We start from the raw sequence: 15,923 nt of genomic DNA on the forward strand, positions 1-15,923 counted from the left end.
CGGCTACGGCGCGGCGCCGTGCACCCTGCCGAGGTGTTTGTACAGGAACCGCGCCGCGTGCTCGCCGTAGGGCGTCCGCGCCGCGTACACGTCGGGCGAGGCGATCGGCGCGTGCGCCGCCAGCGGGCCCGGCCGTGCGATCCGGCTGAGATCGTCGCTGAGCACCTCCATCGACGCATAGCGGTTCTCCGGGCGCTTGCGCAGGCACTTCATGATCACGGCCTCGAGCGCCGCGGCGGCCGGGCTCGCGCCCAGGTTGGGCGGCGGAGGCGGCGTGATGAGCTGGCTCGCCAGCACCATGGCCTCGTCGACCACGGGCGACAGCGCGGGGGAGGAGCCCCGCGTGATGCTGAACGGGAGCCTGCCCGAGAACACCCGGTACATGAGCATGCCGAACCCGTAGACGTCCGTGCGCGCGTCCGGAGGATCGCTGATGGTCTGCTCGGGCGCCATGTACTCCAGCGTGCCCACCGTCACGCCGGCCTGGGTGAGGCCGGAGTGCTCGTACAGCTTGGCGAACCCGAAGTCGACGACCTTGGCCGCCCACGCGTCCCCCTTCTCGCCCACGAGGAACACGTTGGCCGGCTTCACGTCCCGGTGGACGATCCCCGCGCGGTGCGCCGCGCCGAGCCCCGCCGCGGCCTGCAGGAGCAGGGGGACGCCCGCCTCCGGAGACAGCCGCTTCTCGCGCAGGAGCAGCGAGCTCATCGACTCTCCGAAGAGGAACTCCATGACGAGGTAAGGCGACCCTTCGTGAAGGCCGATATCGAGGACCTCGACCAGGTTCGGGTGCACGACCGTGGCCGCGGCCTTGGCCTCGAGGAGGAACCGCGCCTTCAGCTTGGGCTCGCGGCGGAACGTCGGCGCGAGCAGCTTCAGCGCGACCGGCGCGCCGCCCCGCGTGTCCTCCGCCAGGAACACCTGCGCCATCGCCCCGCTGCCGATCAGGCCGCGGACCCGGTACCGCTCGGCGATGACGTTGCCCACCTGATCCGTCGGCTGGGAGCGGATCCGCCGGATGTCCAGGGCCTGGACCAGCTTCTCGCCGTCGTGCGGGCAGAAGCGGTGATCGTCCGCGTACCGCCGGTGGCAACGAGGGCACAACATGGGGATCCCTCCTCCGGGGATAGCCCGCCCGAAGCCCCCTTTGCAAGGCCCACCGCCGCGACGGCGGGGCGCCGCGGGCACACGCGCGCCACGCCCACGCCCACGTCCACGCCGCGCGCGCCGCGTCAGGACGCGCGCGGCGCCTCCGACGGGAGGCGCGGGGGCGCGTTGCTCCGGATCGTCTCGACGCGGGAGAAGTCGTCCTCGTCGTGCGTGCTGCCCGACACACGCCAGCCCCGGCTCCGCCTGGGCAGCCCGTCGAAGCGGTCGACGAAGGAGCTCGCCCACGCCTCGATGTCGCGCGGGCGCGCGTCGGGCGCGGCCGCGAGCGCCTCTGCGAAGGCGGCGTCGATCTCCGGCGGCGTGTCCGGGAGCAGCGACGAGACCGGCGGCGGGGCCGCGCGCGAGAGGCTCGACAGGATCGTCGAGAGATCCTCGCCGGCCGCGACGCGCCGCCCGGTGAGCGCCTGGTACGCGACGGCCGCGAAGGAGTAGATGTCGCTGCGCGCGTCCACCGGCCTGCCGCTGGCCTGCTCAGGGGCCATGTACAGCGGCGTCCCCAGGAATATCCCCGTGGAGGTCATGCTGACGTCGGCGGAGATCTCCTTGGCGATGCCGAAGTCGAGGATCTTCACGCGGAAGCCGACCGCGGACGTCGACGGGACGAGGAAGATGTTCTCCGGCTTGATGTCGCGATGCACGAGCCCCGCCGCGTGCGCGGCCCCGAGCGCCGAGGCGCCCTCGCGCACGAGCGCCGCGACCTGGGCGGGCGTCCCAGGGCCGTTGTTCTTCATGGCGCAGGCCAGATTGCAGCCGTCCAGCCACTCCATCACGATGTAGAGCGAGCCGTCCTCCAGCTCGCCGGAGTCGTACACCTCGACGACCGACGGGTGCTGGATCCGCGCGACGAGGCGCGCCTCCCGCTCGAAGCGCGCGCGCACGTCGTCGTTGTTGAAGAGCTCTGTCCTGATGGCCTTGACCGCGACCTCGCGCCCGAGCCGCTCGTCATGGGCCTTGAACACCCTGCCCATGCCGCCCTCCGCGACGACGCGGACCAGGCGATAACGCCCCGCGACGCGGTAAGGGAACGGCCGAGGCCTGCTCAGGAGCGCGCGGTCGTCGATGCACTCCTGCGTGCTCTGGTCGTAACAGCGGTGGCAGATCGGGCAGATCTGCAGGAAGTCGATCCCGCGGCTCACCATGTCGTCGAACGTGGCTTTCCGGCGCTCCGCCGCGCTCGCGAGCTCCTTGCGCAGGCGCGACAGCTCGAGCGCGCTGCCGAGGTGGTGGGCGAAGGAGTCGACGAGCCGCCGCGTCGTGTCGCTCCAGACGACGCTGCTGCCGACGATCACCAGCGCGCCGTGGACCTCGCCCGACATGCCGACGACGGGGATCACGACGTCCGACGACCGGGGCACGGGCCGCTTCGAGATCGCGGCGTCGCGCAGCACGTCCGCCATCGGCGCCTCGGTGGTGGTCCCGCTGAGGTTGACCATCTCCTGCTCCTCGGCCTTCCACACCGCGATCTCGGCGGCCCCGATCGCCTCCGCGACCTGCGCCGCCGCGCTGGCCGACCACCGCGCCACGTCGTCGAGCGCCTGCGCCGAGGAGGAGACGAGCTCCGCGAGCTTCTCCTGCTCCTCGGCGAGCTGGCGCGAGAAATACTGCACGGCGGCGTAGGCGATGCCCGACACCGTGAGGATGTTCATCGCGAAGAAGCAGGCGATGAGCCACGCGGGCGCCGCCGGCGCGCGCGCCGCGAGGGCTGGGTCGACGGCGCCGGCCACGAGCACGAGGAGCGCGTAAGCGGCGAACCAGGGGACGGACGCCCGCGACCCGTGGAACAGCAAGAAGGTCAGCGGCGCGAGCAGCGCCCACAGGACGACGCCGCTCGACGCGACGAACCCTCCCCGGCTCGCGTGCATGAGGAACGGCAGCACGAAGATGAGCAGCGCCTGGCGGAAGCGGAACCCGGCAAAGCCCTTCGTCCTGGCGAAGTGGGCGAGGCTCGCGACGGTGCAGGCCACATAACCGAGCGGGATCGCCGCCGAGCGAGGATCCCCGCTCGCCGCATAGGCGATCACCCAGACGGGGCACGCGGACGCCTTGAGCGCGGCCGTCACCGTGAGGATCCGCTTGTGTTGCCGCAGCCCCGGATCGTCGCCGGGCTTGAGCCCGATCCGAGCGACGGCCTCGAGAAACTTCATCCAGGAACGAGTGTACGCCTCGGTACAGTGGCCCTCAAGCTTTGAGCCCTCGATGGGCGCGCGCGGGTCATCCGATGCCGACACAATCGTCCCCAGGCCGTCGCGCAGACCGTCCTCGGCTGAACATGCCGGCTTATCTTAGCGCCCTTTCCCCTGGCGGCGCCCTCCGCGCGTCTCGAGGTGTCAGGACGCCCCGAGGTCGATCTCGGCGAGCCGTCCCACGAGCGGATCCTCGCTCCCGAGCTGCTGGAACGTGACGGGATCGCTCTTTTCGAGCGCCCCGAGGAGCTGGTTCAGCCCGCGCCGCGAACCGTAGTAATTCGACAGCTCGTGGTCCTCGGCGGTGATGCAGGCGCGCACCGCGCTGCGGGAGATCTCCGGGAGTCGCAGCGCCTTGAGCGCCATCGACCAGAGGCCGTCGATGAAGTTCTGGTCTGCGGGGAACTCCAGGAGACCGGCCATCGTGAGGAGCATGGCGCAGCGCTGGCCTCGCGGCGTGGACAGCGCCTCTTCGGCGGCGAGGTACCCGAGATCGAACGCGCGGCGCATGGCGTCGGCCGCGCAGAGCAGGCGCTTCAGCTCCTGGGCCGCGTGGCTCAGGTAGCTGTGGAACATGACCTCGACGGTGAAGCCGCCGACCGCGTCCTGGCTCTTCACGTAGCGGCAGACCGCGGGCAGCCGCCCGAGATCCTGCCGGACGGCGTCGCCCGTGGGCACGTCCTGGGGCGGCTCGCGGTGGCTGAAGAAGCCCCCCGAGTGGAAGGCATAATAGAGCTCGCTCTGGCCCGGGAGCGCGGCCCAGAGCTCCGAGTACTGCGCGACGCGGTTGAGGCTGCCCGCGGCCCAGTTGAGGCCCGCCGCGGCCTGGCCGCTGATCTGCGACGCGCTCACCCCCGGGTCGCGCGGCGTCATCGAGGCCTGCATGTCCTCGGCGATCTCCGTCAGCTGGAAGTCGAGGAATCCGTCGTAGTAGTCCGCGCGCCCGTCCCGGTTCACGTCGGAGTAACGCGCGACGACGAGCGGGTGCGAGGGCCCGACGAACTGCGAGAACCCGGGGACCTGCGCCTGGGCGTGGTGCCACTGGGCCTTCCGGATGCGCGCGTCGAGCTCGTCGTGCGGCGCGCGCTCGCTCATGCCGCGCAGCGCGGCGACGAAGCAGTCGACGCCCTCGGAGGCGCTGACCGCGCCGTCCGGTCCGGTCCGGAAATAGGTCGAGTCCCAGGAGGAGTAGATGTCCGCGTCAGGGAACATCTGGGAGATGGCGAAGCGCGTGGTGAGCCCGGCGCACTGCGCGTTCATCATCAGCTTGTACCCCTCCTGGCGCACCTTGACCGCGGCGGCGCGGAGGTCGAAGGCGCCGAGCTGCGCGTGCCGGTTGATGAGCAATCCGGCGAAGAACGGCATCCCCATCTCGAGGTTCTCGTCCCGCGGGCTGGCCGAGCGGGCGAAGATGCGGATAGGCTCGCCCGCGGGCGTCTTGAAGGGGGCCTCGAAGGCGCGGTAGGGGCTCCAGCTGCTCGGCGACGGCGGCGTGCCTTCCGGCAGGGGGATCTCCTTGAAGCCGTGGGTCGCCATCAGGATGCGGCACTCGCCCTCGTGGAACTCCGAGGCGCCGCACATGGCGAAGCTCCAGGGGCCCTTGAGCTCGTCGTACGGCGGCGCCTCGCGGAGCAGCCCGCGGACGAGCGCCCGCGCGCGCTCCTGCTGGGCCGGCGTGAGCCCGGGCGCGCGCAGCTGGAGCAGGTGGATCGCGTGGGCGCGCAGCGCCGGCCGGGCTGCCTCGTGGTCCGCCTCCTTGTCGATGAGCGCGAAGATCTCCTCGGCGGCGCGCTCGGCGACGGGCGCGAAGGACCGGTCCTCCAGCGAGGTCGCGACGAGGTGCGACAGGATGGTGAGCCCCGCCGAGCGCAGGGTCGCGGCCCCCGTCGGATCGCGCTTCGCCTCCTCGCCGCCGACCGCCGCGAGCGCGAGCGCCGCGCGCACCTGGTCCAGCATCAACGTGGCCCGGCCGGCGGAGAGCCGCTCCTTGCGCACCGGCTCCTCGGGGTGGAACGCGCTCGGCGGAAAGAGCTGCGTGAAGGTGCTCGTCCGCCGCGAGGAGATCCACCGGGCGGCGGTGACGAGGGTGTCGCGGACCGCGACGACCTCCTCGGGGGGCAGGTTCGGGTTCGTGCTGAAGACCCCCGTGGGCAGGAGCCAGAGCGGCGCGGCCCCTTCGCGCCCGGCGGTCAGGTCGAGGGGCGCCGCCTGCGACGCCACGCCCTGATCCGGGACCACCTCGACCGAGGACATCGCGAGCGAGCGCAGGCGCCGGCGCACCGGCGTGTGCCCGGGGAACAGGACGAGCACGGCCTTGCCCTCGCGCTCCCGGAGCGCCGCGAGGTGGTCCCCCGGCGCCGGCGATTGGAGCGAGATGGCATAATCGTTGTCGCCGGCGGTGAGCAGGTGAATGCCCGGTGTGGACTTGCGCTCTTGGAATGATTGCGCTGCCGTCGGCCCGACGGCGTCCACCGTCCCTGGCAGGTCGACGATCCCGCGGGGGGAACGGATCCGGACAATGACTTCGGTGGGCATGGCTCCTCCTGAGGCGCGCGAGCGTCGCCTCGTTCAAGAGCGCGGCGCAACAGGAATCCGAACCCGCGCGATGCGGTTTCGCGCGCAATGAAGGTTCAACGAGCTCAACGAACGCAACGAGCTCAAGAGTACGTCTCGAGCCGCTACGGGCCGTTTGGAGCCGACGTCGGCGCCTCGGCGCTCGGCGGATCCACTGCGCCGCCTGGCGCCGTGGTCCCTGGCGCAATGAGGAGCATGTCCGGCGCGCTCGGCGCCGCGGCGGCTGAGCAGCGAAGCTGCGATAGGCCGGCTCCGGCGACGAAGAGCACGCCGGCGGCGACGAGCGTCAGCCCTGCGCTCCGGGGGCCGCGTGCGCTCGCCACGGCGCGTGCGCTCGCCACGGCGCGTGTGCTCGCCACGGCGCGTGCGCTCGCCGTCAGGGCGGCCGCTGTCAGCGCCGGGAGCGCGCCGGCGCCGTCCATCGAGTCCGGCGCGCGCGGCGCGGCGCTGGGCGCGCGCGACGCGCTGCCGGGCGGCGCCTCCGGCGCGGGATCTCCGGCGCGCGGCGCGGCCGACGGGGTGCTCGGCGGGGGCGCGGGCAAGAGGCTCCCCGCGCGCAACGTCGTGGTCGCGGCCTCCCCGTCCAGATCGGCCGCGACGGCCGGGAGCCCCTCGGCGATCCGGGCGCCGAGGTCGAGCGTGTCGCTCTCCGGGGCCCGCGGCTCCGCGGGGGGGCCGAAGGGGCGGAACGCGGCGGCCGCGTACCGTCCGAGCACGCCGCCGACCTCCCGGAGATCCGCAGGGCGCTGCGCCCGATCCGCGCTGAGCATGCGGTCGATCATCCCCGAAACGTCGGCGGGCAAGGCGGGCGCGAGCTCGCGGATCGGCTGGATCGATCCGGTCAGGATGCGCTTCAGCACCTTGCCCATGCTCTCGGCCTCGGTCGGCCGCACCGAGGTGATGCACTCGTAGAGGATGACGCCGAGCGACCAGATGTCGGTGCGGTGATCCACGTCGTGCTCGCCGAGGATCTGCTCGGGCGACATGTAATAAGGGGTCCCGAGGAGCTCGCCGGTCTCGGTGCGGCCCGAGGTCCAGCCGGCCTCGCCGTACGCCGCAGTGAGCTTGGCGATGCCGAAATCGAGCACCCTGACCCGGGTCTCCTCGCCCTGCTCGGACCCCGCCGCGTCGGGCGCGAGCAGGAAGATGTTGTCGGGCTTGAGATCGCGATGGACGATGCCGATCGCGTGCGCGGTGCCGACCGCCGAGACGACCGGCAGCAGGATGCGCGACAGCTCGGCGAGCGGGATCCGCCCCTCCCGCAGCAGCTTGTCGCGCAGCGACTCCCCCTCGAGGAGGTCCATGACGAGGATCGGCGTCCCGTTGTCGAGCTCCACCACGCCGCGGATGGTCGGGACGTTCGGGTGCTCGACCGCGGCCGCGGCGCGGGCTTCCCGGAAGAGGCGCCGGCGGGTCGACGGTTCCTCCGGCGCGTCGGGGCGGATCATCTTGAGCGCTACACGTTCGCCGGTCGCGAGGTGCGTGGCGGCCCAGATGACCCCCATGCCTCCCTCGGCCAGCTGGCGCTCGACCCGGTAGCGGCTCCCTACCAGTGCGCCCTGGACCAGGTTGTTGGTCAAGCAGTGGCAGGATATCACGAGCGCTCGGCCAGGCCGCCCGGTGGCCGCCGCGAACCGCTTGGGAGCGCGGTTGCCGTGCGGCGTCAGAGACCCACGCAGGATCTCTGACGCGCGGCGCAAGGAGCGGGATGTCTGACGCGCGGAGCTAGACGGCGGGCCACACCGAGCCCGCGCGGCGGCGCTCGGCGTAGGCCTCGGCCGAGAGCGCATACCGCAGGAGCTCGTTGGTCACCGGGTGCTGAAGGAGCAGGCGCGGCTCCTCGGTGGAGCGGGCGATGTCTCGGTCGTACCGGCGGAGGTAATCGATCGCGGCGAGCGCGTCGCCCGAGAGCAGGTAGCCGATGCGCTGCTCGCTCCGGCGCAGGCCCATGACCATGGCGCGCGCGTCGTACGACGCGGCGACGGTCGGCGCGACCTCCTCGAGCAGCTTGCGCTGGCGGCGCCCGATCGCCCGCTGCACGCCGGGGAGCATCTGCTGGACGGCGTGCTCGCGCGCGGGCGAGACCGCGCCCGACCCGAAGCCGGGATCGACGGTGCGGAGCGCCGCGAGCAGCAGGCCGTCGGTGGCCTCCGCCGGGATCTCGTCGATGAAGGTGAAGCCGACCGCCATCCGCGCGAACAGCCGCGCGAGGGCGAAGGTCTGCTCCAGCTCCGGGAGCTCGACGAACGCCGTCGGCGCGACGATCGCCGGCGGATCGCCCGGGAAGACGCGGGCGGCGCCCTGCCACGAGGGGACGAGGTAGAGCTCGAACGCCTCGATGCCGAGCGCGCGGCCGACGCGCTCCGCGAGCTGCCGCGTCGGGTGGTTGTCGCGCGGGCCGATCCGCTCGCGCGAGCTGACGCCGAGGTTGCCGAGCTCGAACCGGATCGCCTTCGCGGCGACCGGCGCGAGCGCGAGCGCCACGTCGATCCAGGGGCCCCGGGCCTCCGGCACGAGCAGCCGGCCGATCTCGGGGCCGGCGAACGCGCCCGCGTACGGGGCCTCGGAGGGGACGCGCCGGCTCCTCAGGCGGGCCATGCGCTCGGGCGCCACCTCGCCCAGGCAGGCGCGGACCTCCTCGACCGTGACCCGCTCCTCGGCGCGCCCGTCCTTGGCGAGGCTCGCCTCGAGCGCGGCGAGCGCCGGGCCGATGTCCGGGAGGCGCGAGAACACCTCCGGGTCGGTCGTGAGCACCTCCCGCAGCACCTGGACCGCCTCGGCGTTGCGCCCCGCGGCCTCGAGCCCGCGGCCGAGCGCGGTGCGCGACTCCGGCGGCGCGCCCGGGAGCGCGGCGGCCTGCTGGAGGTGCGCGAGCCCCTCGCGCGGCCGGATGAGCAGGGTCGCCTCGAGCAGGCCGAGCGTCGTCAGCCAGCGCGGATCGAGCGGGACGCGGCGGGACGTGGCGAGCTCGATGAGCTGCCCGAGCGCCTTCGCGTACGCCGCGGCCCCCTCGCTCGTGTCGACGCGGTAGAGCCGAGCGAGCGCCGTCCACGCGCGCGACTCGCCGGGCGCGCTCACGATCGCGTCGCAGAGCGTGCGCACCATGCCCGCCGTGTCGCCGGCGTCGCGGTAGGCGTCGGCGAGGCGCAGGTCGGCCTCGACGCGGGAGGCCGCGTCGGGCGCGAGCTCGACCAGGCGCCCGAGCGAGCGCAGCGCGAGCGCGTGATCGCCGCGCGTGACGCCGAGCTTGTGCAGCCGCTCCAGCGCGGGCCGGTTCTGCGCGTCGATCGACAGGATCGCCTGGAGCGCGTCCTGCGCGAGCGACGCGTTCGAGAGCGGCCCCTCGTAGAGATCGGCGATCAGGAAGTACGCCGCGATCTTGGTCTCCGCGTCCGCCGCCGCGGCGACGACCCGCTTCAGGGCGTCCCGCGCCTCGAGCCAGACGCGCTGCGCGGTGAGCAGCCGGGCGAGCAGCAGCAGCGCCGCCGGGTCGTTCGGGAGCGCCTCGATGACGCGCCGGACGGCCGCGATGCCCACGCCCGCGTCGATCGCGCCGGGGCGCCCCTGGTGCTGCAGCACCGCCCGCGCGATCTCCGTGCCGAGCAGCGAGATCGCCTCGCGGCTCGCGGCCTTGCCGAGCGCCTCGCCGAGGCGATCGGCGAGCCGGTACGGGTCGCCCGCGAGCGCCTGGGCGAGCGCGCGCGCCGCGGCGACGCAGTCCGGATCGGCGCGGAGCGCGCTCTCGTACAGATCGAGCGCGCGCGCCCTGGCCTCGGGCGTCGCCTCCTCGGCGGTGAGCTCGGCGGCGCGCACGCGGTGCATCGCGCGCGCGGGCTCGCCTTGGGCGAGCTCGGCGAGCGCGAGCTGGGCGGCGACCATGCTCGGCCGGTCGTCGAGGCGCTGCGCCACGCGATCGAGCCCGCGCGCCGCGAGCAGGCTCTCCGGCCACAGCGCGAGGGCGTCGCGGAAGCCGGCGAGCGCGGCGCGGGCGGCGGCGGGCTTCACGTCGGCCTGGACCTCGGCGAGCAGCGCCTCCTCGATGTGGTAGAGCGCGCGCGCGACGGGGTCGGTCGTGAGCTCCCGGCTGCCGCGGATGGCGCTCGCGAAGAGGACCTGCCCCGACGCGTCGAGCGGCGCGACGGCGGCCGCCTTGGTGGCGACGCGGAGGATCGCCGACAGCGCGGCCGCGTCCCCGGGCGCGTCCTTGGAGATGCGCGAGAGCGCGTCGAGCGCGGCGTTCGGCCCGAGCTGCTCCTCGAGCGAGGCGATCTCCCACAGGGCGCCGCCGCGCGCGACGGTCGACGTGAACACGTCGGCCTCGGCGCGCAGCACGGTCGCGAGCGACGTCGGCGCGTCGAGGTGCCGGTAGAGCTGCTCCAGCATGCGGAGCGCCGGGACGTGGTTCGGCACGACGGCGATGAGCCCCTCCAGGATCTCGACCGCCTGGCGCGGGCTGTTCTCCGCGAGGACCAGGGCGAGGGCGATCCGGAGCGCGTGGTCGAGCAGCGCCGGCGGCTTGCGCTCGAGCCAGCGCGCGTACAGGCCCGCGAGCTCGCTCGCGATCATGGAGTGGGACATCCCCGGAAGCCCGGACGCCGCGCGCGCGCCGGCCCCCGCCCGCTGCGGGGCGGGCGCGCCGAGGCCCACGCCGGCGCCCGCGCCCCCGGCGCGGACGTAGATCCGCTCCATCGCCTCGAGGATCGCCGGATCGTAGGTGCTCGAGGCGACCGCGGCGTCGGCGCGGGCGAGGATGCGGAGCGCGTCCTGGTCGTGCCCGAGCGCGAGCTCCTGCACCTCGGCCGCCTGGAAGAGCAGGCGGGCGTTGTCGTCGGGGCGCTTCGCCTCGTCGGCGAGCGAGCTCAGGACCTCGACGAGCTTCTCGTAGTTGCCGGTCTCGCGCAGCAGGCGCGCGATCTCGACCCGCGGGAGCGGGTGGGTGGGCCTCCTCCGCGCCGCTTCCCGGTACGACTCCACGGCGCTGTGCGGCCGCTTGAGGCGCCGCTCGTCGAGCGCGGCGACCTCGAGCCAGAGCGAGAACGACGCCTCGCCGGCGGGCTCCCGCTCGATGAGCTTGACCAGGGCGCGGCGCGCCTGCTCGTACCGGCCGGCCCGCTCGTCGAGCCGGAAGCGCGCGCGCAGCGCGTCCGGATCCCCCGGATCGATCGCGAGCGCGCGGTCGACCAGGGCCGAGGCCCGGTCGCGATCGCCGAGCCGGATCTCGGTGATCTCGGCGGCCCGGAGGAGGAGCCTGCGCTCCTCGCGCGGATCGCCGGCGAGCTCGGCCTCGGCGCAGAGCGCGCTCGCGAGCCGCGGCGCGTCGCCGGCCCGCGCGGCGTTGCGCTGCATCGCGAGGATGGCGGCGCGCCGCTGCGGGTCGATCGCGAGGATCTTCTCGAGCTCCTCCACGGCGCGGGCGGGCTGGCCGAGCTCGTCCTCCCAGATGGAGACGAGCTTCTCGAGCAGGCCGATCTTGCGCGCGGGAACCTGCGTCGCGCTGGCGGCCTGCGTGTAGAGGTCGATCCGCTCCCGCACGCCGCGGGGGTCCTCCTCGTCGGTGGGCACCGGCGCCGGGGCGAGCAGCGCCGAGAGCGCGTCGAAGACGGTGCCGTTGCCGGGGTCGATCGACCACGCGGCGCGCAGGGTCGCGATCGCCTCGTCGCGCCGGCGCAGGTGGTGCTCGCTGATGTCCGCGGCGCGCAGGAGCGCCGCGACGCGGACCTCCCGCGGCCGCTCTCCGTTGGCGACCGCGGTCCACACGGCGACGCGCTGCTCGTGCTTGCCGAGGCGCTGGAGGGCGCGGTCGAGCCGCTCGCGCGTCGAGCTGTCCTCGGGATCGAGCTCCAGCGCGCGCGACGCGTGGGAGGCCGCCTGCTCGGCGTTCCCGAGGGTGTCGTAGAGCTCCGCGAGGCGGACGTGCTCGTAGGTGATGGCCTCGTTGTCGGTGAGGAGCGCGAGCTCCTTCTGGCGCACGCTGGCGGCCTGCTCGAGCTGACCGGTCGCCTCGAGGAGCCGGATCAGCTCGCCGACCACGCGCCGCGCCGTCGGCGTGCCGACCGGCGCGCGCGTCGACGCGCGCGCGAGGAGGGCCACCGCGTCGGCCGGGGCGCGGAGCTTGTCGATGAGCAGCCGCGCCGCCATGTAGAGCAGCCGGGACGCGCGGTCGTCGTCGCGCTCGTGCTCGGCCTCGAGGGAGAGCGCGCTGACGAGGCCGACGATGCCGTCGTGGAGCACGAGGTGGCGGCGGAGCGCGTCGCGCACGGGCCCTGGGGTCGGATCGAAGGTGATCGCGTTCTCGAGGGAGGCGAGGGCGAGCTCCGGCTTGCCGAGCTTCCGGTCGAGCACGGCGGCGCGCTCGACGTGGATCCAGGCGGTGAGCTGGCCGTCTCCGTCCGGCCGCCCGCGCTCCGGCGCGTAGGCCGTCGCGAGCCGCTCGAGGTGGGCCGCGAGCTCCTTGCCGGCCTGCTCGCCGCTGCGGGCGCTCTCGCGGCGGAGGACGATCTCGAGCCCGCGCAGCGAGGCGGCGTGCAGCGGGACGAGCCGCAGCGCCTCGCCGAACGCCTCGCTGCTCTCCGCCGTGCGGCCGAGCGCCTGCAGCAGGCGCGCCCGCTCGGCGAGGAGGTCGGCCCGGAGGGGCTCGGCCTCGGCGACGCGGAGCTTGTCCTCGACGACCTCGAGGGCGAGCGCGAGCTCGGTGCGCGCGTCGAGGAGGCGGTGGAGCCGCGAGAGCGCCGGCTCGAGCGTGCGGGAGAGCTGCCTCGCGCGCTCGTAGGAGCGTCGCGCGGCGGCCTGGTCCCCGACCCCGCGCTCCTCGTGGATGCCGAGCTCCACGAGCGTGCGCGCCGCGCCGACCGGATCGCGGCCCCGGAGCCGCTCGGCGCGCTGCTGGAGCTCCGTGGCGAGGTCGGGCGCCGCGATGTGCGGGGTCCTCGGCGCCGGTGCGGGCGCCGCCGCGGGGGCCGGCGCCGCCGCGGGTGCCGGCACCGCCGCGGGTGCCGGCTCGTTCACGCGGGAGCGCGGCGTCGCCGGAGGGGGCTGCGCGGGCGAGAGGGGCGTCGCGCCCACCGGGACGGGGAGGGGCGTCGCGCCCGACCGGACCGGGAGCGGCGTCGTGGTCGCCCGACCCGGGAGGGACGTCGCGCCCGGCTTGGCAGCGAGGGGCGTTGCGCCCGCGCGGGCCGGGGGCGCGGCGATCTCTCCGGGGCCGACGGAGATGGGCGCGGCGGCGTCGATCGGCTCGGCGGAGATGGGCGCGGCGGCCTCGGTCGGCTCGACCGAGATGGGCGCGGCGGCCTCGGTCGGCTCGACCGAGATGGGCAGCGGCGTCGCGGTTGGCTCGACCGAGATGGGCATCGGCGTCGCGCTGGCGTCGAAGGCGACCGTCGCCGGCGAAGCCTGGGTGGGCACGCCCGGCTGGGAGCTCGGCGCGGGCCGTCCCGCGTGCGGCGCGGCGCGGTTCGGGAGCGGGGGGCGCGCGGACACGGCGCGCGGCGCGCGGGGCGGCGGCGGCACGTCGTCCCTCGCCGCGGGCGCCGGGGCGCCGGCCTGGCTGGGCTCGGGCGCCGGGGCGGGCGGCCTCGTCGCGCTGCCCGGCGGCAGCGGCGGCGGCGGCCTCGACGGCGCCATCGGCGGCGGCAGCGGGCTGCTCGCGACGCCGTCCTTGCGGCGGATCAGCGGGGGCGGCCGGCTCGGGATCGGCGGGGGCGGCCGGCTCGGGGCCGGCACGCTCGGGGGAAACGGCGCTTCACCGGCCGGCGAGCTCGCCCCAGGCGGGGGGAGCGCGCCGGGCGGGGGAAGCACGCTCGGCGGGGGAAGTACACTCGGCGGAGGGAGCGCGCCGGGCGGCGGCAGTGCGCCGGGCGGCGGCAGCGCACCGGACGGCGAGCTCGCCGCAGGCGGCGGCAGCGCGCCTGGCGGCGGCAGCGCGCCTGGCGGCGGCAGCGCGCCTGGCGGCGGCAGCGCGCCTGGCGGCGAGCTCGCCGCAGGCGGCGGCAGCGCGCCTGGCGGCGGCAGCGCACCTGGCGGCGGCAGCGCGCCTGGCGGCGGCAGCACGTCCGGCGGCGGCAGCACGTCCGGCGGCGGCAGCACGTCCGGCGAGGCGCCGGGCTTCGGCGTGCCTGTGCTGCCGACGAGCAGCGTCTTCGCGCCGGCATGAGGTTGCGCGCTGACGCGCGCCGGTTGAGCGTTGTCGGCGTTGGTTTCCCAGCTAGCTTCGCTCGGCAAACCAGGCCGGCGCGACGCTCCTTCTTGCGGATCGTCCCCGTGGGCCACTGCCGCGGGATGCTACACATCCGCGCGCTTCCAATCCAACAATCCCAGCGCCCGCTTCACCGGATCCGGCGCGCTTTCTCCAAGGCGAGGCGATTATTTCGATGCCGGCGTTGCCAGCGTGCAGCGCAGCACGCCGAGCTTCATCGCCTTGCCGGCCGGCTGCGCCACCAGCAGCGCCTCTGCCTGGGCCGCGATGGGCTCGCCGCGCCCGATCGCGGGCTCCGCGTGCAGCCCGCCTTCGAGCTCGCCTCGCGCGGTGAGCGCCGCGAGCTGCGTCGGGCCCGACGCGTTCGCGATCGAGAGCCACGCGGCCGCGTGCGCGCCCGCGGCGTCGGGCTGCCCTCCCGGACCTCGCCCCCGCGTGCCTGGAAGGAGCGCGGGCACGCCGGCGCCGAGGCCCAGGGCGGCCTCGGGGGGCGCGTCCTGCTCCCGATCTGCGCCGGCGATCACGCGCGGCTCGGCGGCGCCGCCGAGCCGCACCAGCACGGTGCCGATGCGCCCCCCGCTCGAGCCGCTCGGCGTGTCGTCGTCGCGGAAGGCCAGCATCAGGCCGTCGTCCTCGCCGAGCGTCACGTCGTAGGCCAGCACGTGCCCGTCTTTCGGCGTGACCGCGCGCGGCGTGTTGGTGAGCGCGCCCGTCTCGTCCATGGGCACCACCTCCACCCATTGGTGGGTGATCGTCTCCCCTGCCGCGGCCGTGTCCTCGTCGTCGTCGCCTCGCTTCGTCGAGGCCCGCCGCGCCGGCTCCTCCGCGCGCGCGATGTACGCGAGCCAGTAGCCGCCCGGCCGCGCGAGCACGCGCGGCGTCTCGGCGTCGGTGCTCGGCTGGGACACGGGGCGGGGCGAGGTGACCGAGCGCAGCGAGCCCACGTCGGCGGAGGCCAGCATGATCCGCGATCGCTTGCCGTCGCGGGTCACGTCGTCCCAGACGACGACCGCCCGCTCGCCGGACGCGGCGATGTCGAGCGCGAGCGACTCGTCCCGTCCCTCGGCGAGCTCGGCCCCCCACGTGACGTGCTCCCCGTCGATCTTGGCGATCTTGATGGCGCGCCCGCCGGCGTTCGGCTCGAGCATGGCGGCGAGGATCGCGCCGCCGGCGCCCGCGACGACCGGCGGGTCCATGTCCCCCCGCGACCGCGCGAGCCGCACGAGCTTCCCCTGGGCGCCGTCCGCCGAGAGGGTGGCCACCATGGCGACGGTCCCGCCTTCCGCCTCGCGCTGGGCCCCGACGGCGAACCCGCCGGAGAACGTCGTACCGCGGCCGATCTCGACGGCGAACGGCGCGAGGTCCTCGGGGCCTGTCGGCTCGCCGCCGCCGGCGCCTTGCTCGGGCCCGCGCGCCGCCGGCGGGGCGTCGCCGATCACGAACGGCGCCGGGCCGGCGGCCGCGCAGCGCGGGGGCGACGGCGCCGCCGGCGCGGCGGGATCTGCGGGATCACCCGCGCCGGGCGCCGCGGAGGCCGCGCCGGGCGCCTGGGGGGCGCTGCTCCTGCCTGCTCCGCCTTCCGGCGTGGAGCAGGCGCGCCAGACCACGAGGGCTCCGACGACGAGGGCGACGCCGAGGGCGCCTTTCCAGGCGAACCCTTCGGGCTCTTCCTCCGGCGGCGGCGGGCGTCGATCCGCGGGCGCGCTCCCCTGGGGTGCGCGTTGGCTGGGCTCCATGGGCCGGGGGTGTTAGCGCTGATCGCGCCGAGAGGGCAGGGGGTGGCGTCGCGAGAACTTTCCCTC

7 protein-coding genes are annotated in these 15,923 nt (G+C 75.1%); 1 reads left to right on the forward strand and 6 read right to left on the reverse strand.

Annotated elements, in window-relative coordinates:
* Nucleotides 1-3: 3 nt before the first annotated feature.
* The 5 genes from WMF43_RS50900 to WMF43_RS50920 all read right to left on the reverse strand — a co-directional run bounded on the left by WMF43_RS50900 (nt 4) and on the right by WMF43_RS50920 (nt 13,277).
* Nucleotides 4-1,107 (reverse strand): serine/threonine-protein kinase, encoded by a 1,104-nt coding sequence (locus WMF43_RS50900; protein WP_437676382.1) that lies wholly within the window; start codon nt 1,105-1,107, stop codon nt 4-6.
* Between the two features lie 125 nt (nt 1,108-1,232).
* On the reverse strand, nt 1,233-3,314 hold the full coding sequence (locus tag WMF43_RS50905; protein ID WP_437676383.1) for a serine/threonine-protein kinase: 2,082 nt from the start codon (nt 3,312-3,314) through the stop codon (nt 1,233-1,235).
* A gap of 183 nt (nt 3,315-3,497) precedes the next feature.
* The gene (locus WMF43_RS50910; RefSeq protein ID WP_437676385.1) at nt 3,498-5,888 is read right to left on the reverse strand and encodes a hypothetical protein; all 2,391 of its coding nucleotides are present in this window, start codon (nt 5,886-5,888) and stop codon (nt 3,498-3,500) included.
* Nucleotides 5,889-6,031: 143 nt separating this feature from the next.
* Nucleotides 6,032-7,507, reverse strand: a complete 1,476-nt coding sequence (locus WMF43_RS50915) for a serine/threonine-protein kinase (RefSeq protein WP_437676387.1) — start codon at nt 7,505-7,507, stop codon at nt 6,032-6,034.
* 145 nt (nt 7,508-7,652) lie between these two features.
* The gene (locus WMF43_RS50920) at nt 7,653-13,277 is read right to left on the reverse strand and encodes a tetratricopeptide repeat protein (protein ID WP_437676389.1); all 5,625 of its coding nucleotides are present in this window, start codon (nt 13,275-13,277) and stop codon (nt 7,653-7,655) included.
* Here WMF43_RS50920 and WMF43_RS50925 point away from each other — a divergent pair.
* Nucleotides 13,270-14,079, forward strand: a complete 810-nt coding sequence (locus WMF43_RS50925; RefSeq protein WP_437676391.1) for a hypothetical protein — start codon at nt 13,270-13,272, stop codon at nt 14,077-14,079. The genes WMF43_RS50920 and WMF43_RS50925 overlap by 8 nt on opposite strands.
* 209 nt (nt 14,080-14,288) lie before the next feature.
* On the opposite strand, the gene WMF43_RS50930 is transcribed toward WMF43_RS50925, so the two are convergent.
* Nucleotides 14,289-15,857, reverse strand: coding sequence for a hypothetical protein (locus WMF43_RS50930; protein ID WP_437676393.1), 1,569 nt, complete (start codon nt 15,855-15,857; stop codon nt 14,289-14,291).
* Between the last annotated feature and the right edge of the window lie 66 nt (nt 15,858-15,923).

The sequence above is a fragment of the Sorangium sp. So ce131 genome, from assembly GCF_051519095.1.
Lineage (GTDB): Bacteria > Myxococcota_A > Polyangia > Polyangiales > Polyangiaceae > Sorangium.

Excerpts from the sequence above, each read along its gene's own strand:
- WMF43_RS50900 (WP_437676382.1), bottom strand. The coding sequence starts at position 1,107 with ATGTTGTGCCCTCGTTGCCACCGGCGGTACGCGGACGATCACCGCTTC.
- WMF43_RS50905 (WP_437676383.1), bottom strand. The coding sequence starts at position 3,314 with ATGAAGTTTCTCGAGGCCGTCGCTCGGATCGGGCTCAAGCCCGGCGAC.
- WMF43_RS50910 (WP_437676385.1), bottom strand. The coding sequence starts at position 5,888 with ATGCCCACCGAAGTCATTGTCCGGATCCGTTCCCCCCGCGGGATCGTC.
- WMF43_RS50925 (WP_437676391.1), top strand. The coding sequence starts at position 13,270 with ATGGGCATCGGCGTCGCGCTGGCGTCGAAGGCGACCGTCGCCGGCGAA.
- WMF43_RS50920 (WP_437676389.1), bottom strand. The coding sequence starts at position 13,277 with ATGCCCATCTCGGTCGAGCCAACCGCGACGCCGCTGCCCATCTCGGTC.
- WMF43_RS50930 (WP_437676393.1), bottom strand. The coding sequence starts at position 15,857 with ATGGAGCCCAGCCAACGCGCACCCCAGGGGAGCGCGCCCGCGGATCGA.